The following is a 20,169-nucleotide window of genomic DNA, read 5'->3' as shown; positions in this document are numbered from 1 at the left end:
AGACAAAAAAGTGCGGTGTAAGCGTAACGACCAGGCAGGGCGGGCTTTCAGTTGTTACACTTGTCGGTGATTAACCACGCAGAGGTATGAATGAAAATTAAAAGTTATGCAGCCATGCAGGCTGGCCAGGCCCTTGAACTCTATGAGTACGATGCCGCCGAACTGGCAGCCGAAGAAGTCGAAGTCCAGGTCGAATATTGTGGCGTCTGCCACTCAGATCTGTCGATGATCGACAACGAGTGGGGCATCTCTCAGTTCCCGGTGATTGCAGGACATGAAGTTATTGGCCGGGTTTCAGCCCTGGGCGAAGCGGCTAAGAACAAAGGTCTTTCAGTCGGCCAGCGTGTAGGAATCGGCTGGACAGCAAAAAGCTGTCAGCACTGCGATGCCTGTATTAACGGCGAGCAGGTTAACTGTCAGCAGGGCAGCATCCCGACCATCATGAACAAAGGTGGTTTTGCCGAGAAGCTGCGTGCTGACTGGCAATGGGTTATTCCGCTGCCAGAAAAACTGGATGTGGCGAGCGCCGGTCCGCTGCTGTGTGGCGGTATCACCGTGTTTAAACCGCTGCTGATGAGCAACATCACGGCAACCAGCCGTGTGGGTGTGATTGGTATCGGCGGACTGGGCCATATCGCAATCAAGATCCTGCACGCGATGGGTGCCGAAGTGGTGGCATTCAGCTCAACGCCAGATAAGAAGCAGTCGATCCTGGATATGGGCGCGGATGAAGTGGTTAACAGCCGTGATCCAGAAGCTCTGAAAAAGCAGGCAGGCCGTTTTGACCTGATCCTGAGTACTGTGGCGGTCGACCTGGACTGGAAACCTTATTTCGCTGCGCTGGCACCTCAGGGTAAATTCCACACCGTGGGTGCCGTAATGAAGCCGATTGAAGTGAGTGCTTTCGATCTGATCCTGGGCGACAAAGCGGTGACCGGTTCATCAACCGGCTCACCAGGCCAGCTGCGTTCGCTGCTGCGACTCGCCTCGCGTGCGGATATTGCGCCACAGGTTGAGTTCTTCCCGATGTCTGACATCAATAAAGCGCTGGATCACGTTCGCGCCGGTAAAGCCAATTACCGTGTGGTTCTGAAAGCCGATTTCTGATGCGAATCTGAAATGACATGCCGCAGCCTGCTGCGGCATTTTTTTATCCTCAATTTGTCAGCAGTCCCTTAGCCAGCCCCGCGGCAATCACCTCATCGGCTGTCACGCTGAACCATTTCTCTGTAGCACATTCCGCGTTATCACGGCGCCATGCGGCAACCATCTGGTAGCCCAGCGTATAGCCATACCATCGGCGAAAGTCACCCGTGCCGAAGAACCAGGCAGAATGATCATAATGAGGACTTTGCAGCGTGGTCAGCGGCACTGGATTAGCCTGCAACTCGCTTAGCTCTATGGCTTGCTCCCAGGGCTCTGCTGCCGTTTTAAGCAGCCAGCAGACGAACTGACCCGCCAGACCTTCGCTGACCAGCGCTTCACCCAGCGTCCAGCCATATCCCGGCCCGCGCATTCGCAAACAGTGATGGACTTCATGCACGATATGCCGCACCAGCGTGCCATTTTCCAGCATCCCGGGCAGATTCGGATTTGCCGGGTCAATGGCCAGGCCGAACAGGGTGGGCCCGTAAGCCCGGCCTGCAAAACCGGTTTCAGGTATTACTGCCTCCGGCATGCACTGAACCAGAATATCCAGACGAGGGACACGTGTCACGGAGGAGAGGTGCTCGCAGGCGAGCTCAGCGGCCCTGACTATTGACGATTTATAAGGCCCAACATCACCCGATGCCTCCAGCCAGTGCAATTTCCATAAGTCGTTCACAAACTCTCCTGTCAAAGGTTGATAATCAGAACACAGGTCCGGGACCCGCCAGAGCTACTAATACCTTAACCGGCAATGCTTTAAACAGACACCGGAAGAAAGCGTTATCGTTGTCGGTAAAGAGTTAAAAGCAACTTCCGGAACGCCTGCCATTCCTGAACATTCAGGGCTGTCTCGTCGCGACGCCAGCACCGATAGATACCCTGCCACAAGAAAATAGTGCAGTTTGGCCCGTTTCCATCGAACACTGTCCTCTGAGCCTGTCACGCGCAGGTAAACAGTGCCGTAAAGTGATCTTATGGTAGCCAGTAAGCCTGGCTGATTTCACTGAAACTGTTTACGGAGCCAAAATGAAGCTGACCCAGATTCGTAATGCCACCCTGCTACTGGACTATGCAGGCAAAAAATTCCTGATCGACCCGATGCTGGCCGAAAAAGAGGCCTGGCCCGGATTTGCCGGAAATGCCCGTCCCCATCTGAGAAATCCGATGGTTGAGCTGCCTGTCCCGGTCGCTGCACTGCTGGCAGTCGATGCGGTTATTATCACCCACACGCATATGGATCACTGGGATGAGGCTGCGCAGCAGCTAGTGCCGAAGACGATGATGATCTACAGCCAGGATGAAACGGATGCAGCGCTGATTCGTTCGCAGGGGTTTGAAAATGTTCGCGTGCTGCAGGATGAGAATCCGTTTGTTGATGGCCTGACGATTTATAAAACCGACGGTCAGCACGGCAGCAATGCGTTATATGCCGACAAAGTGATGGGCGATATTCTGGGTGACGCCTGTGGCCTGGTCTTTACCCATCCGGCAGAAAAAACCCTCTATATAGCTGGCGATACCGTATGGGTCAAACCCTATGTCAGAGCGCTGCAACGTTTTCAGCCGCAGGTGGTGGTAATGAATATCGGCAATGCAACCAACGATCTCTATGGCCCGATTATCATGGGAAAAGAGGATACCCAGCGCACGCTGAATATCCTGCCTGACGCAACGCTGGTTGCCTCACACATGGAGGCGATCAACCACTGTTTGCTGACGCGCGCGGAGCTGCGTGCCTGGACTACCGAACAGGGTATTGCTGACCAGGTGCTGATCCCGGAAGATGGTGACACAATGACGTTCTGAGCGTCGTGGCACTAAACCGGCACAATTGTGCCGTGAGTTCTCAACACTACGCTGTCACACAATAAGGGGGAGAGGATGGCTGCTCTGAGAGTCGCGGTGCTGGCAACGGCCGGTTTTAGTCCGTTTCATTTTTCAGTTCCCTGTATTCTGTTCGGCTCAGCCCTGCCGCAGCCGGATCTGTTTCATGTCGATATCTGCGCACTGAAACCAGGCCCGGTCATCTCAGAGATGGGGTTGTCAATTACGGTGGAACAGGGTCTTGACCCGCTTGATCAGGCGGACATTATTATCGTGCCCTACTGGCATAATCCGGCTGAAAAACCTGCGCAGGCGCTGCTTGATAAGCTGGTGGCAGCCTGGCAGCGCGGCGCAGAGATCGTTGGACTATGTCTGGGCACTTACGTACTGGCTTATGCAGGTTTGCTCGATAAGCATCGTGCTGCCACTCACTGGGAATTTGAGCGTGACTTCTGCGAGCGCTTTCCGCAGGTTCACCTCGACAGTAATGCTCTTTATACCCGTGACACTCGTCTGATCACCTCTGCCGGCACTGCGGCGGGCATCGACTGCTGCCTGGATATCATCCGTCACCACTATGGCAGCGCCATGGCTAATCGGGTAGCCAGACGCATGGTGGTGCCGCCTTACCGTGAAGGCGGTCAGGCGCAGTTCATTGAGCGGCCGGTTCCGGAAACAACGCGTGACAGTAAGATCAACGCGTTGCTGGCGTCCCTGCGACAGAATCTGCATCAGCCACAGGATCTTGACTCACTTTCGCGGACGCTCAGCATGAGCAGGCGAACGCTGACGCGTCATTTTCACAAGGCGACAGGCATGTCCCTGGGAGAGTGGCTGACAGCAGAGCGTCTGCAACGCAGCCAGCTATTACTCGAAACCACCGGCATCAGCATTGAATGTGTGGCAGAAAAGGCGGGTTTTGATTCGCCCGTATCATTTCGTCAGCGTTTTAAATCCCGGTTTGGCGTCTCTCCCAGCGAGTGGCGCCGGACATTTCGGGGGCCGCATCCGGTGATGAGTGATGAGACATTACGACAGGACGATGAGTGACCAGGCCCGGATGAATTTCTGCGCCTGTGACTTTGCCTGCCGGAATATTCCCGCGTAATGACGGTCACTATTCCGGCAGAAATAAATGCGACTACAGCAGGAAATCATCCAGCGACTGGCCGTTTTCAATGGCCGCCTTAATTACGGAGGGCGTTCGGCCCTGACCCGTCCAGTAACGAACCTGACCATTTTCGTCATTGTAACGGTATTTCGCCGGACGCTTTGCGCGTTTCTTTTTGCCGGTTACCGAGGGGGATGCGCTCTTCACCAGCTCCGCCGGGTTGATCCCTTCTTCCATTAACAGCTCCTGGTAGAACGCCAGTTTTTCTGCTTTCTCACGCGCTTCCGCTGCTCGCGCATTTTCCTCTTCACGACGTTCATTTACCACGGTCTCTAATTTCTGGCGTAACTCTTCCAGCATATCTAAAGCCATATTGCGCGCCTCTGCACGAAGCGTGCGGATATTGTTCAGGCTGCTCAGGTTCTTACTCATAACAAATCCTCAAATACTCAACTTAATCAATGAAGTGCAAATTATTCAGCTGGCAAGGGTAACATTTACCCACGTGATATTTGAAGCGCTAGTGTAGTCTTATTCGCTATTAATCCTCTATTAATGGTGCTGGTTGAACCAATAAAGAAGAAATTTTAAGCGAAATCTGCTGGTTAATTGCGGATTATCATTGTTGAAACAGGATTGTGGGATTTGCATTTTTGCTTTTGATTAACTGTGCTTAAATCAGTCAACAGGGTTTATTAAGGACAGGCATGAAGTTTCGCCAAAAAAATGAGGGTTCAGCGCCAAAAATCTCGCCGCTGCTAAGAAGTATTATCCTTTCAGGCGTATTGCTCAGCGTGGCGGTGATTGGCTTAAATGTGTGGACGCTGCGGGAAGACTGGAATGAAACCGTCGATAAAGCTGAAGATACGGCGGTTAATCTGTCACTGTCACAGGCGCGCCAGGCGGACGATACATTTTTGCAGACCGAGCTCTCTTTGCGCGAGGTGCAACGCGAGCTCGAAAAGCAGATTGCCACAACCGGTGTAGATGGCGAGGCGCTGAGCCAGACGATGCGCCTGTTGCAGAGCCACCTGCCACAACTACACGGTTTGTTCTACTATGATGCGCAGGGGAAATGGATAGCCACTTCTATGAGCCGGATACCGCCTGACATCAATAATTCCGATCGTGAATATTTCGATTATCACCGCACCAGCCCGCGCGATACCCTGCACGTCGGCCCGGTGCTTCGCAGCCGCACCACTCACGAGCTGGTGATCCCGGTTACGCTGCGTGTGAACGATGCCTTTAACGGCTTTCGGGGTGTCTTACTCGCCACCATCAAAGTGGACTATTTCCGCCGTTTCTACAGCTATTATGAACTTAGCGAAGGCGATGTACTGGTACTGATGCTGGCAGACAGTACCGTGCTTTACGCCCGTCCGATGCCGGATAGCTACATCGGCAAAAACCTCTCAGTGAGTCCGCTTTTCCTCAGGATGCTGGCCCATGCGGATAAAGGCAGCGGTCAGTGGACCGCTGCGCTTGATGGTAAAAAACGCATCTTTGGCTTTGTCCGCTCACAGCGATACCCGCTGGTGGTGGCCGCGGGATATGACAAGCGCGCGCTGTTTAACCACTGGCTCAAGAGCTGGGTACATGATCTGATTCTGAGCCTGGCGCTGCTGATTGTTATTCTTTTACTGGGTGCATTTGTACTGCGTCAGGCACGGCATACGCTGCGTTATCAGCTTGAGCTGACCCGATTACGCGATGATCTGACCGCGGCTAATCGCGCACTGGAAAATCTGGCACAGAGTGACGGGCTGACGGGTGTTGCCAACCGGCGCCATTTTGATCACATGCTGACTGAATGCCTGCAGAACGCGGAGCGCAGTGGCCAGCCGGTGTCATTAATCCTGCTCGATATCGATTATTTTAAACGTTTCAACGATACCTACGGCCATGTGGCGGGTGACGACTGCCTGAAAAAAGTGGCTACTGTTCTGAAAAACGCCGCCCGCCGCAAAAACGAACTTACGGCCCGATATGGCGGCGAAGAGTTTGCCATTATTTTGCCCGGACAGCCGTTGTCAGCCGCGTTGAACTTCGCTGAATCGATCATAGACGCTGTTAACAGGCTCGATATTCCGCATCTCACCACGGAACTGCCGCAAAAGCACGTCACCCTGAGTGCAGGCTGCGCCGTCTATCTTGCTTCAGACTCACAACAGGAAAAAGAATCGTTGATAGCGCGCGCGGATGAGGCTTTGTATCACGCGAAACGGGCAGGGCGTAACCAGGCCATGTGTGAAGAACGTAGCGGCTGAGCATCCGTGATCAAATCCTGAATCCTGCCTGTGGCATGGTGACTGCTCAACTTAAACAGGGAGCGGCCATGTCAAACGATACCGGTTTCACTCATCTTGCTTTACAGGTACGGGATTTAGAGAAGAGCGTAGATTTTTATCAGCGTTATGCCGGGATGCAGGTGATACATCAGCGTGAACCTGGCATTCCTGAAGCACAGAAAGTGGCATGGCTGTCGGATTTAACCCGACCTTTTGCGCTGGTGCTGGTGCAATCTGACAACAGTGTAGATACGCCGCTGGGTCCATTTGGTCATATAGGGGTGGCCTGTAGCAGCCGTGAAGAGATAGATGAAAAAGTGGCACTCGCACGGCTCGAAGGTGTGTTACGACGCGACGCGCAGCAATCTGGTGTGCCAGTCGGCTACTGGGCATTTTTTGCCGATCCTGATGGCAATACGCTTGAGCTCTCTTATGGTCAGCAGATCGGACTGGAAATTATCACAGCCCGCAACACGCAATCGCTGAATAAATAAAGCGGTTGAGAGAACAGAATGAATCCCATTACCTGTTGCGTGACTGCGTAAAGCTTTTCAGTTATTGAGTTCAGGGTAACGCCTGAGCAGGATTATGGATGGAGAGACAATAACAAGATGAGAAAGGAAAGGGTACAGGCTGGCCGGTAATTGAGATGCTTGAGCCTGACGATTTATGGTGAAAAAACCGCCTGCCTGATGCAGGCGGTGTTTCATTATGCATACTGGATTAAATCAGGAAATCATCCAGCGATTTACCTGCATCAATGGCAGATTTAATAGCAGATGGGGTACGGCCCTGGCCAGTCCACTGCTTAACCTCACCATTTTCGTCGGTGTACTGATATTTAGCCGGACGAGGCGCGCGTTTTTTCTTCACGGCTGGTGCAGTCGGCATACCATTTAACAGTTCGTTAGGATCGATACCTTCCTGCAACAGTAATTCACGGTATTTTGCCAGTTTCTCAGCTTTTTCACGATTAGCTGCTTCAGAAGCCTGTGCTTCTTCACGTCGCTCACTCACCACAACCGACAGTTTTTCCAGCATTTCTTCCAGGGCAGCAAGGTCAAGCTCGCGAGCGTTTGCGCGAAGGGTACGGATATTATTCAAGCTGTTGAGAGTGTCACTCATCAAAGTCACCATAGTCATGTTCAGATAATAAAATACAGAGCGGGTTCACGCTGATGCTTTTCGTCAGACCTGCTTTTTTAAGATGCTTGCCTTCGAAGAATCAAAATACAGAACCGATAGTTCAACGCCAACATATTAATCGCTTTCTCAAAGAGTTTAAACTGTAATTAACGTAAGACCCTTAAACAAAAGTAAAGTTACTCTTTTTTTTACACTCTTCGCTCAAAATGTCAAAAAGGTGCCTCATCTGATGATGTTCAATAATTTAGTTACGTTATGGATAAACCGGGCTTTCACGTCGCTTTTCCAGCGGAATCGCTTCGCTAATCACGGAGCTGCTTTGTTCCGAAAGGCAGTCACCGTGCATACTTCTCCAGATAAAGCTGGATATGTCCATGATGCCACCATAATAGGGTTGTAAAGGACGCATAGCAAAATTACTAAAAAATAACCATCAGGCGGCTGATTTATTCAGACTATATGTAAGGTCATGAAATCAGATTAATTTATCACTTAATTAACGTTCTGGTTAAGGCGATCATCACCAGACGGGTTATGGCTTTGTTTTAAAAGCCTGGAGAGACAAACCCCAGTAAAGGGGGATAAAACAGTCAGAATCACGCGTGACCTGTATGACCCTGGATTGATTATTTACGGGCGTAATGACTTTTTAGCCGCCGTATGGGGCCAGAGAGGCTGTCCGCTAATCAAGGAAACCTGAGCCACATCATCCGGGTACCATATTGCCTTATGCGCCGATGAAGCGGTAAACAGTGCGATCTCAATTGCCCCCAATACTTACTCACAAGCAAGCTAAACTGTATAAGAGACGCTATTGTCAGCGTTATAAGGGGTTCTCAGGAGAGACTGGCGTGTTCAAAGGCAATAAAAAGTCATTACCGGTTCGCTACTGTAAAACGTGTAATAAACCGATGTCATGGCGAAAAAAGTGGGAACGATGCTGGGACGAGGTGTTGTATTGCTCGGAACGGTGCCGGCGGCAGCGTACTGATCGGCAAGAGGATGATACAGAAATAAAACCTGAACCTGACCTCTGACGCTGATCAAAGCTGGCCAGGGATTGACCTGGCCTCAGTCAGGGGAATGGGGCTATTGCTGTACCTCGATCTGTTGCCAGCCTCTTTTAAACATACAATCTTTAACCAGTATCTCTCGCTGGCTTTCATTGGCGTCGCTGGTGGAGTAATCGGTGTCAGTGGTTTTATATTTACTGTCTTTTGAGGTGTATTTACCGCTAACGACATTGTCAGGGGGTAAATCCCGCAGTGCCTGGGCCCGACAGGCTGTTTCCGTTATTGTTTCCTGCTGTTCAGATGCATCTGGCTTGACCCATTTATACTGCACACATCCGGTCAGACAGAGAGTAAATAACATCAGCATAAGAGGTTTCATAATCTGTTTCTCAGTGCTCCCCGCCTGAGTTGAGACGAGTGATTGAGTAAGGAAACCGATCGGCAGGGTTTCCTCACCACAAAAAAAGGGAAGAGTCATCCGACGTTAAAATGTCAGGCCGCCACCGATATAGGGACCATCGATCAGGGTATGACCCGGACGTCCATCTTTGCCATCAACACCCGCATAGCGATAGCCCACTTTTAACACCAGTGGATCCACAGGTGACCAGCTGACACCGCCATTGGCCTCAACGAAATTCTTAACGCTGTTGGTCAGCTGTTCCGGGGCGGAATAACCTTCTCCATACAACGCAAAATTAGCGGGCAGATTGATTTTCACACCGCCGCCAACAGGAAACGCAACGCCGTTATCTCCTTTTTTGCCGCCGATGTAAGCGGCTTTAACGCCAGCCGTCAGCATCACAGGTCCAATTTCAAGGTTATAACCGGTACCCGCCTGACCAATCTGAACACCATCCGCCGTATTTTTGATCCACTGACCATCAACATAAAGCCCGCCAGATGAACGGCCGATTTCTGCGTCCAGCACCGAGGTGTTTTTACTTTGTTCGGCATTCAGGCCAATGGCCATGGCTGAGGAGGATGCACACAATAATAAGCCAAAGCCAATTACAGAAATTTTCATTGCTCAGTTTTTCCACAGAATCAGATTTTCAGGATAATGATTAAGATTGCTATTAAAGCAGGATTACTTTTGCACAATCTCTTTAACATCGTGCTGTTGTAACTGATGCATGTTTCCATCCGTGTCTTTATAAGAGATCATGCCTGTTTCTTTATCTTTTGCGGGTTTGCCATGAGTCGTAATCATGTGCCCATCGTTGGTGGAGATCACATAATTGCTTGAGCAGGCGGAAAGGGACATAACAGAAGTTATCATCGCTATAGCAAAAGCGAATTTCTTGCCAGAATTAAAAGATGTCATTTTACTTTCCTGTCGTTTCTTTTTAAGAAGATGCGGCATTATTCGCTATGATTGTTAAACGACATGCTAACAATCCGGCTGTTTGCCTCTTTATCAGGATGATAATGATCTGGATCAATATCATGGGTTGCTCAGGAGTAAGCAACCATGGCGGGTATTGATTGTTTTGCGACCAGTACTTGCGGAAGCGAAGGCAGAAGGTCGTATTGAGAGAATCAGGAAGAAAACCAGCAAGGTAGAGGAAAAGAAACTTAAGCTCGAATCCGCAAAAATGAATCTGAAAGAAGGACAGGCTGATGCTCAAAGACTGAATTAAACTCATTTACTCGTAGGCTCACGCTGGCGAATCTCCGAACTTCGGTAAATTCCGCATGTTCCTTTATCTCTTGTCAGTTTGGGTGGGCATCAGGCTATCACCACTCTCTGAGAAAGTTGCAAAGCATATCGGCCTTTAACCACTCTCCTCTTCTGTTTATGCATTTTCAGACAGTATCAGGCAACATTCTTCCCCTTTTAATGCCAGAAAGGGCTGCATTCCGAATGGAATCCGTTGTCGATACACTGCATACGCAGCGTTACTGGGTTCTGTTACTATCATCGGGAACCAGGCATAGAAAAAAACCACTCAGTTGAGTGGTTGTAAAAAGAAAAAAATAGTTAATGAGCAAAACTGCGATACATAATGTTTTAATACTGGGATATATCTATGCCAGGAAATAATATCTGTTAACAGACATGTTAGCTATGGGATTTATAAGAAATGATGCAAAGTGAAAGCGTAACAATGACCATAATACAGTGAATGTTAAAAGTTCAGCTCTCACGTAACTGTTTATCTATCAATTTATTTTGTTAACAACATGGATTTAACTTTGATTGTTTTTCTGATGCGGATTTATCGTGCGCATCATGCTCATTACATTTTTAAAACACATGGAGGTAATCACTTTTCTTAAGATCCCGTTAAGATCTGCATCGTAAATTAGCCCGACAATTTTAACGGAGATAAATATGAAAAAGTTTCTTTTAGCAGCATTGTTTGCCGGTATGAGTTTTGGAGTTGCTGCACAGGAAGGTTTTGTTAATCCAGCAGGGCAGGGGTATTCTCAGGGCGGATTTAAAGGTCCGACACCCGGCGTCTCTTCTGTCGCTCAGGTTAAGACGCTGCGTGATGACGCATGGGTCGTTCTGGAAGGTAACATCATCAGACAAGTGGGGCATGAACTTTATGAGTTCAAAGATGCTACCGGAACGATTAATGTCGATATTGATGACAAGCACTGGATGGGACAATCGTTATCACCGAGTGATAAAGTCCGTCTTGAAGGTGAAGTTGATAAAGACTGGAACAGTGTTGAGATTGATGTAAAAACGGTTCGGGTTCTTAAGTAATCCTTATTCGCTCATCACCTGGTGGTGGCCTGAAAATCAGGGCACTGCCATTGTGAAAATGATCCTTCCAGGACGCCTTTCTTTCATTACAGCAGCCGCAATTTAGTTACAACACCCTATTTGAGCAGATTACGTTACCGGCGATATCCTGCCAGATTGGTTTTTTTGATTAAACCTGAACGGAGCCGTTCTGTGAATCCGAGTGCTCATTGACTAGCCGCCCCGCACGGCCCGAAGGGCCGTAATAGTTACTTACGGTATATTGAATGATGTAACTAAATGTAGAGTGCGGGAATGATTCAACATTCTCCACATCCGCCTTTAACTGTTGAACCCGCGCCTGGAAGAACCCCCATTTAATGCGCTGTTGACCTGCCGTTGACCCTGACGGCAGTTTTCTTCTGCCTGCCCGATGCCAGATCAAAAACCGAAACGAGTATCATTTATAGAATGAGTGCTTCTTACTTTTAGGCAGGGCGTGATATGGCAATGAATATGGGCAGCACCTACCGGATCCTTGGCTATCAGCCATCGGTAAATTCCGCCTGGCGCCAGAAATTACTGACAATGGGCATGCTTCCCGGCGCAGTTATTGAGGTCATTCGCGTGGCGCCAATGGGCGATCCGGTGCAGATCTCTACCCGCCGTGTCAGCCTGGCGGTGCGGCAGCGTGACCTGGATGACATCATCCTGGAGGAAATCGTCTGATGAAGAAGATAACCATCGGGCTGATTGGTAACCCTAATACCGGCAAAACCACGCTGTTTAACCAGCTCACCGGTGCCCGACAGCGGGTCGGGAACTGGGCTGGCGTCACAGTTGAGCGCAAAGAGGGTCAATTTTTTACCGCGCAGTCAGATGTCAGGCTTATTGATCTGCCAGGCACCCGATCGCTGACAACGCTATCTGCTGAAAGCTCGATAGATGAGAGCATCGCCTGCCAGTATCTCTATCAGGATCACGCCGATGTGGTGATTAACGTCGTCGATGCCTCCAGTCTGGAAAGTAATCTGTTCCTGACCTTTCAGCTGCTGGAACTGGGCGTACCCTGCATTGTCGCCCTGAACATGCAGGATATTGCCGCCAGCCAGAACATCACTATTGATGTCGCAGCACTGTCAGCTCATCTCGGATGTCCGGTCGTTTCACTGACCTCAACCAAAGGTGATGGCATTGCCCAGCTCAAAGCGCTGATTGACCAGCCCCATATTTACAGAGCACCGGAACGGGTACGTTATCCGGCCGCGATTGAAACGGCCATTGAGCAGCTCTGCCAACAGATGCCCGCCGCCATAGCCCCACAAAAACGCTACTGGCTGGCCTTGCAACTGCTGGAAGGGGATATCAACAGTCAGAAACTTTGTCCGACGCTGGTTCCGCATTTGCCCGAGATTATGCAGCAGGCCGGTGGAGAGACCGGCGTACAGATTGCCGATTACCGCTATCGCACCATCAATACCCTTTGCGCGGCAGTGAGTAACATTCATCAGGCTATGCCCGCCGGTCTGACCCGCAGGATCGATAAAATTGTGCTGAACCGCTGGCTGGGCATTCCGATATTCCTGGCGGTGATGTATGTAATGTTCGTGCTTTCAATTAACATCGGTGCTGCGCTACAGCCACTGTTCGACAGCAGTTCGGTGGCGATATTCATTCATGGTGCGCAATGGCTGGGCTATGTCTGCCACTTCCCTGACTGGCTGACGGTTTTCCTGGCGCAGGGTATCGGTGCCGGTATCAATACCGTGCTGCCGATCATTCCGCAGATTGGCCTGATGTTCCTGTTCCTCGCTTTCCTTGAAGACTCCGGCTACATGGCGCGCGCCGCTTTTGTGATGGATCGTCTGATGCAGTCACTGGGCCTGCCGGGAAAATCCTTTGTGCCGCTGATTGTCGGCTTTGGCTGTAATGTCCCGTCGGTCATGGGGACACGGACGCTGGATACACCGCGTGAGCGTCTGCTGACGGTGTTGATTGCGCCTTTTATGTCATGTGGCGCACGGCTGGCGATTTTTGCGGTTTTCGCGGCGGCATTCTTTAACACCCACAGTTCCAGCCTGGTTTTCTCCCTCTATCTGCTGGGCATTGTGGTGGCCATCGCGACCGGGCTGGTGCTTAAGCATACCCTGCTGGGCGGAGAAGCCTCGCCGTTTATCATGGAATTGCCGGTCTATCACCGGCCTCACCTCAAAAGCCTGCTGTTGCAGACCTGGCAACGGCTGAAAATGTTTGTGGTGCGAGCCGGACAGGTGATTATCCTGGTGAGCATGCTGATTGGCGTACTGAGCAGTTTTGCCTTTAATGGCCAGATGGTTAATGACATTAACCACTCTGCGCTGGCGGCGACCAGCAAAGCGATCACCCCCGTGCTGTTGCCGATTGGGGTCACTCAGGATAACTGGCAGGCAACAGTGGGGCTGGTGAGCGGCATCATGGCGAAAGAGGTCGTGGTCGGCACGCTCAACAGCCTTTACACCACAGAGGCAATCCAGAGCAGTCCATTTGATCCGCAGGCTTTTGACCTGCCTGGTGAGCTTAAAGAGGCGCTGACAGAGACCTGGGCGGGGTTAACGGCTGCCTTCAGAATTGATGCGCTGGCCCATCCCATCGATGCCAGTAAAGGCGATGGTGAGATGGCGACTGGTTCGATGGGCGTGATGTCAGCCAAATTTGGCAGTGGCTTTGCCGCTTACAGTTACTTAATTTTTGTCCTGCTTTATGTTCCCTGCGTCTCGGTCATGGGGGCTATTGCGCGGGAAGCCGGTAAAAAATGGATGATGTTCTCCTTCTTCTGGGGACTCAATATTGCCTACGCCACCGCCACGCTGTTTTACCAGACCGTCACTTTTGCCGACCATCCTGCATTCAGTGCGACCTGCCTGATAATTGTGCTGGTGCTGAACGGAATCATCCTGCTGGCATTGCGAAAAGCGGGAAGCCGGGTGCAGTCAATACCGGTCATGCTCAGGGAGGAAAAGGGGAGTTGCAGCGGCTGCCACGGCGGCTGTGATAAGCAGAAAGGCTTTGCCCGGTAAAAATAAGTACTGATGACATTCACTCTTTCCGCTGCCGGCGATTTCTGGCCGCAGCGGACAGGTGAGGATTGTCCTGTTGATTGTTCTTACGATTTGAAGCCAGAATAGTGGGATGATTAGCGTATGAGCAGTGACAACGGCCACATGACAATTAACCCGGCCAGAAGCATTATCCTTCCCGCTGAAGGCAGATGTTTACCAAAGCAACTCTGACCATGCACTGCAGCATGCCCTTATTAGGGATAGCGGCTCCTGTTTTGCAGACAGATTTGCAGCATGCGGTATGACAGTAAGAATAAATCAACTAAATCAGCCGGATGAGCTCTGTGGATGGCCAACACAGTGATAATCCGTACCGGCTTACACACAGGCTGTCCACTTTTTCTGTGGATAACTTCAGCCTGAATAAGGGCTTTATTCTCTTTTCAGGAGGCCATCAGTCAGGATAATCAGGGTCACCGTATTGTTCCATAAACTCCACCATGGCACCTTTGTGTGCATCCACATGGCGGATATAGCGCATCAGTGTTTCTGGTTTTTTCCACGTGCCTTCCTGCATGATCCTGGCAATCGGATAGCCTTTATCGGCCATATCCTGCGCAGCACCCACCCTTGCGCTGTGGCCACTCCAGCCGGTGTAGCGATTTTTGTTGGCCTTTACTCCGCCCTCTTTTCCGGCAGTACGCCATGCACGGCTAAATATCTGTTCCAGTGCCCTTGTGCTCATCGGCTTTTCGGCAATCAGTGGCCGGCCAGACCGATGTACTGCAGTAAACAGCCAGGCATCAGGCTGGCTGGATAGCCCTGACGCTTCAATCCACTCTTCCAGTCGCTGAGTTGAACGGGCGCTGAGCGCCTTAATCAATCCGCCGGTCTGCACAATAGTTTTTGTCCATGCCACATCCAGAATGATGCGACCATCGCCGGCACGCATCACATCCCGCACCCGCAAACGCGACAGTTCACTGATACGCAGTAGCGTTGCATAAGCCACATGTAAAAAAGCCAGATCGCGAAGCGCCTGAAGGTTATCAGAACCTGACCATTCTTCATCCAGCGCCAGCAGGTCACCCAGCCTGAAGGGCACGGCCTGGCCTGCCCGCTCTCCGTTGATCACCGCCACACGGTTTATCTTCTTCATCGTCCGGAAAACCAGCGGAGAGACATTGGGCACCGGCAATCCAGCGTTACGGTGTAACATCGAAATTAACGCCGCGTGTGAAGTGACGGTTGAGGAGGCCCGGCCGCTTTCAGCCAGAAAAGAGAGATAGTCACGCAAATCGTCTGCGCTCATCGGCAGGAAGCTGCGCTGGTTATCTTCCGACCAGCGATTGCAGATTCGCATTACGCTAAGCAGCTGTCGCCAGGTGTTAGGTGAGAAAGCCTCTTTATCCTGAACGAATTGCCGGAGCCGCTCGGTGATATCGCTATTCCGGTCAACCGTCAGAGGGGTTAACGGCACTAACTCACTCATATTTGCTCACTTATCAACCAAAGACGCCGATGATCGCGCTACGTTAATTCTGAGAACTAAGCAGGGGGATAACCGGTCAGAATTTACGTAGCGTTGTCATTTTCAGGGCGAACTTTACTGCTATCCATCTTAACCCGGCACCATCCCTATGTCATGACTTCGTATAAGAACAATTATACGAAGTTAGTATATCGTAACTGATCCCGTCTGGCTTTTAACGGATCGACGCTCATCGCAGTCAGTCAGGGAAGGTATAGGTCACACGCTTTATCGATAGCTGAACGTAACTCACTGCGAGTTGTTCAAGTGAAACCACGATGCAAAAAAAATGTCTCAAACTAAGGCGCGTTTAAACCAAGCTATGAACGGTTTAATCATTATTTAATTAAATCAGCGCATCACGATGCTTTATTTTCCCAGCGCAATAATGACCAGGAGCATCAAAATAGAGATGTTGAAAAATGGCAGACTACGTTAATTAGTTAGTCAGTTAAATTAATAACTCATAAAAAGGTTCCATATAACACTGCTCAAAGGCAATATCCTTTTAAAATTTTTATAGAGTACATAAATTAAACACAACTTTCCGATATTACGTTCATAGTTCTGAACAGGCGACATGTCATTTACGCTACCACAAGAGATCCAGGCATTAACCCTCAGAACAAAAAACTAAATAACAGCTTATCGCCGATTTAAATACCAGACAGCACTTCCTTTCATCTATCTTGTTCCCCTGCATATCAAAAGCGTCGATAAGTATATGCATCAGCTTTTTAATCGAATAAAGCGGCTAATGTATTTATCGCAGCAGTATTATTCTGGCTGATCAGCCGGATTAAGACGTATTAACGAGTTATACACATTTTATGGCGGCGTCTGGAAGAACGCACAGAACGCTGGCTTCACCCAGGGTAAATATGAGGATATTTTCATGAAAAAAACGTTATTATCGCTGTGTCTTTTAGGTCTTTCCTGCGCCCCAGTTGTTACGCAGGCACAACAGTCAGTGACCTGTGTCAGAGCCTCAGAGCAGGATGTGGCCAACCTGTTTGACGCCTGGAATGACTCTCTGGCAACCGGTGATGCAACAAAAGTCTCTGAATTATATGTCAGCGATGCCGTTTTGCTGCCGACCATTTCAAATCAGGTACGTCTGACCGATCAGGAACGTATCGATTATTTTAAAGATTTCCTGAAAAAAGGGCCGAGCGGTAAAATTGATTCCCGGACTATCAGAATTGGTTGTAATAAAGCGATTGATACCGGCGTTTATACATTTACTTTTAAAGATAACACGCACGTCACAGCACGTTACACCTTCACTTATGTCTGGGATGGTAAGGGCTGGAAAATCTCAACCCATCACTCTTCAGCTATGCCAGAGCCTGTAAGCAAGCCTTAACAGACGCGCTGATGAAAAAATAGCCAGCGTCATGATGTGATGCTGGCTCTTTTCCCTTTACGCGAAAATAAACGTTCGGGCTTGAAGATAATAACGCCTGACTCATACTTAATAAATGGCAATTAATATTCTTCGCATTTAGCGTGTCTGTTTCCTGTATTACTTACAGTATAAGTGCTATTAAATGGCCAGCGTCAGTTTCCCATCCGAATAAACTGAAACCTGTCGGTTTGGTGCTTCCATTGCAGGCTGATCAATTCCCAAACGCAAATATCTGCCCATGAAACAGCGGTTTTATACGCCATTTCCATTGCCTATCTGCCAGATAAAGGTCGGATCGGTGCCGTTCACCTCCCAGTCACCCACGTTACGTAGCTTGTAGATCACCGGATTGTGCGACGACACCGTTCGTGCATTACGCCAGTGCCGGTCGAGTGCCTTGCTGACTCGGGTATCAGATGCACCCAGCGCATTGAAGAATTCTGTTGCCGCACGCGTCACCAGCTCAACGGCCACCGCCTGTGCCTGAGCGGACTCTACTTCGGCCAGCACATTTGCCGCATGAAGCTGTGCCTCATCTGCGCCACTCAGTTGCAGCTCAAATGCCCGCTGCAACGAATGGGTCGCCCGGTCGACGGCGGCTTCGGCTGCCCATGCCCAGCTGCTTATCTGACCGACCACCTGCAACACCTGAACATCCTGCTTCACCTGCGGCGCATTACCGTGGCTGTAAATACGCTTACGCTGCGCCACGCCCTGAGCAGCATCGCGCACCACCGCCCGCCCGATGCCCGCCAGCGTGGCCAGTAAGACATGCTGATAGAATGCCGTCTGATAGCGGAAACGCTCACTGAAATCATAGACATGTGGCAGTTCAACCCGGGCCTGATGAAAGCGCGTCGTACCACTGCCGGTCAGTCGCTGCCCGAAGCCATCCCAGTCATCATCGCGCTCCACCTCATTCTGGTGGGTGTTCACCAGGGCAATCACATCACGACCGTTATCCGCGCGCTGAGCATAGACATCAATCCAGTCCGCATAGAGTGTGCCGGTGCTGTAGAACTTCTCACCGCTGATCCGCCATCCCCCCTCATCGGGAGAAACCTGAGTGTTGACTTCACCCAGCTTCACCGCGCCGATCTCGCTCCAGCCGCTGCCCACCAGCTCACCGTCCACAAAGCGGCGGAACCAGCGACGCCGATCCTCACTGGCTGGCTGGTTCAGGCGATCCTCAATAAATGCGAAGTGCGCACGCAGCGCCTGTGGCAGGTTCGAATCTGCCTCAGCCAGTTCGGTCAGCAGAGCAAATAACTGCGGCAGCGAAACCCCAAAGCCGCCTTCTTCTTTAGGGATACGCAGGGTGCCGAAGCGCGCCGCTTTCAGCCAGCTGATCGGCTCATGCAACAGTGTGCGTTCGGTTTCACGGGCACATGCCCCCTCAGCGATGCGGGCGAACAGCGGCCTGAAATGCTGAACCAGTTCGGCAAATTCGGTACGATTTAATTCAGACATGATCCTCTCCTGAGTCGGGTTGTTCATCGATGTCCTGTCGGGTCGGTTCAAAACGAATGATTAACAGGAAAATAATCGGGATAAGGGCGGCCAGCGAGACAATCCAGAACATATTGGTGCCGTAACGCGCCTGCAAAATTGGCAGAATAAACAGCGCCAGCGCGCTGCCCACACCGGAGAGCGAACGACTAAAGCCGACACCGGTGGCGCGTATGTGGGTCGGGTAGGAGAGCGCCGGATAGATCATCAACTGCGCGCCGGGTCCGAATCCCTCTGCAAAGAGCCACAAACCCAGCATCAGCACCGCAAACACCACGCCAGCAGTCGCCTGCGGATGACCAATCAATGCCAGCGAAATCAGCGCGATAAACTGCAGCGCAAATCCGGCGATTGCGACATGCCGTGAGGGAAATTTCCACGCCAGTCGCATCCCCAACAGCCCGCCGGTAAAGGCGAACAACGCATTCAGTCCCAGCGAGGCAGAGATAGTTTCAAATACGCCCGCGCCGAGAAATTGCGCCAGGATAGAGGGCAGGAAGAAAGCGATGGCGGTGTATTCAAATGAAATACAGACGTTCATCACCGCACTGACGACCGTGCGCTCCAGATAAGGCTTCTGAAACAGTACGCGGAAACGCACTTTCGGCGTCGCTTTCACCGCATCGGTTTTAGCGGGCGGCTCCTCATGCGCAACAATGCCGTAAGAGTCACGCAGAATACGCACCGCACCGCTCAGGTCGCCCTGATTCGCCGCCCACAGCGGTGACTCATTCATAAACTTACTGCGCACCGCAATAATCAGTAGCGCCGGTACGGCGCCAAACAGCAGCGAGGCGCGCCACAGCCAGTCGATATGTTCGGCGGGCAGCAGGAAATAGAGTGCAAAAATAATAAAGAAGCAGGCAGACGAAGCGGCATACCACATCGGGCACCAGGCTGCGAGGCGCGATGCTTTATTGCCCTTGCCGGAGAACTTAGAGAATTCTGCCAGATAGGCCATGGCAACCGGCAGATCGATCCCGACGCCGATGCCCATCAGAAAACGGGCACCAATCAACACCCAGACGTTGGGGGCCAGACCTGCCGCAATGGCGGAGACGACAAAAAACAACATGTCCGCCATAAACACTGAGTAACGGCCATATTTATCGGTCAGCCAGCCGCCGACCAGATTACCCACAATGGTGCCGATCATGATTGACGACGTCACCAGGCCCGTGAGTACCGGGGTTAAACCAAACTCCTTCACCACATCATCAATGCCGTAGGAGAGGGTAGTGAGATCGTAGGCATCAAGAAACACGCCGCCCAGCGCCAGGAAAACAATCCAGCGCGCATAGCTGTTTTTTTCGGTGTTACTGTTGATCAGCCGGGCCACATCACTCACCGATCGAACCGGTTGAGAGTGAGGCGGTGGCGCAGTTAAGGTGTTGTCAATTTCTAATGTACTCATCGTATCCTCGTTATTATATTCAGCAGGTAACGAGGGT

The 20,169-nt window shown here is 50.9% G+C and carries 19 protein-coding genes; 10 read left to right on the top strand and 9 right to left on the bottom strand.

The genetic code is table 11. The features are described 5' to 3' along the window. The first annotated feature begins 90 nt into the window (after window positions 1-90). Window positions 91-1,107, top strand: coding sequence for an NAD(P)-dependent alcohol dehydrogenase (locus NR201_RS17000; protein ID WP_010257039.1), 1,017 nt, complete (start codon window positions 91-93; stop codon window positions 1,105-1,107). Window positions 1,108-1,156: 49 nt separating this feature from the next. Here NR201_RS17000 and NR201_RS16995 read toward each other — a convergent pair whose 3' ends face one another. Continuing rightward, window positions 1,157-1,825: a DUF2268 domain-containing putative Zn-dependent protease gene (locus NR201_RS16995; protein WP_031292291.1), complete on the bottom strand. Its 669-nt coding sequence runs from the start codon at window positions 1,823-1,825 to the stop codon at window positions 1,157-1,159. 350 nt (window positions 1,826-2,175) lie between these two features. Between NR201_RS16995 and NR201_RS16990 the strand changes: the two genes are divergently transcribed. Next, on the top strand, window positions 2,176-2,955 hold the full coding sequence (locus NR201_RS16990) for an MBL fold metallo-hydrolase (protein ID WP_010257042.1): 780 nt from the start codon (window positions 2,176-2,178) through the stop codon (window positions 2,953-2,955). 75 nt (window positions 2,956-3,030) lie between these two features. After that, window positions 3,031-4,023, top strand: coding sequence for a GlxA family transcriptional regulator (locus tag NR201_RS16985; RefSeq protein ID WP_256850001.1), 993 nt, complete (start codon window positions 3,031-3,033; stop codon window positions 4,021-4,023). 91 nt (window positions 4,024-4,114) lie between these two features. On the opposite strand, the gene NR201_RS16980 is transcribed toward NR201_RS16985, so the two are convergent. Then, on the bottom strand, window positions 4,115-4,516 hold the full coding sequence (locus NR201_RS16980; protein WP_010671934.1) for an H-NS family nucleoid-associated regulatory protein: 402 nt from the start codon (window positions 4,514-4,516) through the stop codon (window positions 4,115-4,117). 275 nt (window positions 4,517-4,791) lie between these two features. Here NR201_RS16980 and NR201_RS16975 point away from each other — a divergent pair, with 275 nt between their 5' ends. Next, window positions 4,792-6,354, top strand: coding sequence for a sensor domain-containing diguanylate cyclase (locus NR201_RS16975; protein WP_256850000.1), 1,563 nt, complete (start codon window positions 4,792-4,794; stop codon window positions 6,352-6,354). A gap of 68 nt (window positions 6,355-6,422) precedes the next feature. Continuing rightward, entirely contained in the window at window positions 6,423-6,869 is a 447-nt protein-coding gene (locus NR201_RS16970; RefSeq protein WP_033781366.1) for a VOC family protein, read from the top strand. A 229-nt stretch (window positions 6,870-7,098) separates the two neighbouring features. Here NR201_RS16970 and NR201_RS16965 read toward each other — a convergent pair whose 3' ends face one another. Continuing rightward, window positions 7,099-7,500, bottom strand: coding sequence for an H-NS family nucleoid-associated regulatory protein (locus NR201_RS16965; RefSeq protein ID WP_010257055.1), 402 nt, complete (start codon window positions 7,498-7,500; stop codon window positions 7,099-7,101). 872 nt (window positions 7,501-8,372) lie between these two features. Between NR201_RS16965 and NR201_RS16960 the strand changes: the two genes are divergently transcribed. Next, window positions 8,373-8,558, top strand: coding sequence for a DUF2256 domain-containing protein (locus NR201_RS16960; protein ID WP_010671932.1), 186 nt, complete (start codon window positions 8,373-8,375; stop codon window positions 8,556-8,558). A gap of 52 nt (window positions 8,559-8,610) precedes the next feature. Here the strand turns inward: NR201_RS16960 and NR201_RS16955 are convergent, their stop codons facing one another. From NR201_RS16955 to NR201_RS16945, 3 genes are all read right to left on the bottom strand, one after another. Further along, entirely contained in the window at window positions 8,611-8,913 is a 303-nt protein-coding gene (locus NR201_RS16955; protein WP_029519489.1) for a hypothetical protein, read from the bottom strand. A 105-nt stretch (window positions 8,914-9,018) separates the two neighbouring features. Further along, complete coding sequence (locus NR201_RS16950) at window positions 9,019-9,561, bottom strand: YfaZ family outer membrane protein (protein ID WP_033770122.1); 543 nt, start codon at window positions 9,559-9,561, stop codon at window positions 9,019-9,021. A 63-nt stretch (window positions 9,562-9,624) separates the two neighbouring features. Continuing rightward, a complete protein-coding gene (locus tag NR201_RS16945; protein WP_010257065.1) occupies window positions 9,625-9,861 on the bottom strand; it encodes a YgdI/YgdR family lipoprotein in 237 nt (78 codons plus the stop codon). Window positions 9,862-10,872: 1,011 nt separating this feature from the next. Between NR201_RS16945 and NR201_RS16940 the strand changes: the two genes are divergently transcribed. From NR201_RS16940 to feoB, 3 genes are all read left to right on the top strand, one after another. Next, entirely contained in the window at window positions 10,873-11,253 is a 381-nt protein-coding gene (locus NR201_RS16940) for a YgiW/YdeI family stress tolerance OB fold protein (protein WP_256849999.1), read from the top strand. 483 nt (window positions 11,254-11,736) lie between these two features. Further along, window positions 11,737-11,961, top strand: coding sequence for a FeoA domain-containing protein (locus tag NR201_RS16935; protein WP_022624265.1), 225 nt, complete (start codon window positions 11,737-11,739; stop codon window positions 11,959-11,961). Continuing rightward, entirely contained in the window at window positions 11,961-14,288 is a 2,328-nt protein-coding gene (feoB, locus tag NR201_RS16930; protein WP_256849998.1) for a Fe(2+) transporter permease subunit FeoB, read from the top strand. Before NR201_RS16935 ends, feoB begins: the two co-directional genes overlap by 1 nt. 436 nt (window positions 14,289-14,724) lie before the next feature. Here the strand turns inward: feoB and NR201_RS16925 are convergent, their stop codons facing one another. Then, the gene (locus NR201_RS16925) at window positions 14,725-15,762 is read right to left on the bottom strand and encodes a tyrosine-type recombinase/integrase (protein ID WP_256849997.1); all 1,038 of its coding nucleotides are present in this window, start codon (window positions 15,760-15,762) and stop codon (window positions 14,725-14,727) included. A gap of 934 nt (window positions 15,763-16,696) precedes the next feature. Here NR201_RS16925 and NR201_RS16920 point away from each other — a divergent pair. Then, window positions 16,697-17,167 carry an SgcJ/EcaC family oxidoreductase gene (locus NR201_RS16920; protein WP_033770116.1) on the top strand — a complete coding sequence of 157 codons (471 nt, stop codon included), beginning with the start codon at window positions 16,697-16,699 and terminating at the stop codon, window positions 17,165-17,167. A 294-nt stretch (window positions 17,168-17,461) separates the two neighbouring features. On the opposite strand, the gene NR201_RS16915 is transcribed toward NR201_RS16920, so the two are convergent. Both NR201_RS16915 and NR201_RS16910 read right to left on the bottom strand, forming a co-directional pair. Then, window positions 17,462-18,679, bottom strand: coding sequence for a monooxygenase (locus tag NR201_RS16915; protein ID WP_033781081.1), 1,218 nt, complete (start codon window positions 18,677-18,679; stop codon window positions 17,462-17,464). Then, complete coding sequence (locus NR201_RS16910) at window positions 18,672-20,132, bottom strand: MFS transporter (RefSeq protein WP_029519691.1); 1,461 nt, start codon at window positions 20,130-20,132, stop codon at window positions 18,672-18,674. Before NR201_RS16910 ends, NR201_RS16915 begins: the two co-directional genes overlap by 8 nt. Between the last annotated feature and the right edge of the window lie 37 nt (window positions 20,133-20,169).

Origin of the sequence: Pantoea sp. Fr-CA_6 (assembly GCF_024520895.1) — a bacterium.
Classification (GTDB): domain Bacteria; phylum Pseudomonadota; class Gammaproteobacteria; order Enterobacterales; family Enterobacteriaceae; genus Pantoea; species Pantoea agglomerans.
Note: the sequence above shows the minus strand (reverse complement) of the source record. Positions and strands in the feature narration are given on the sequence as shown.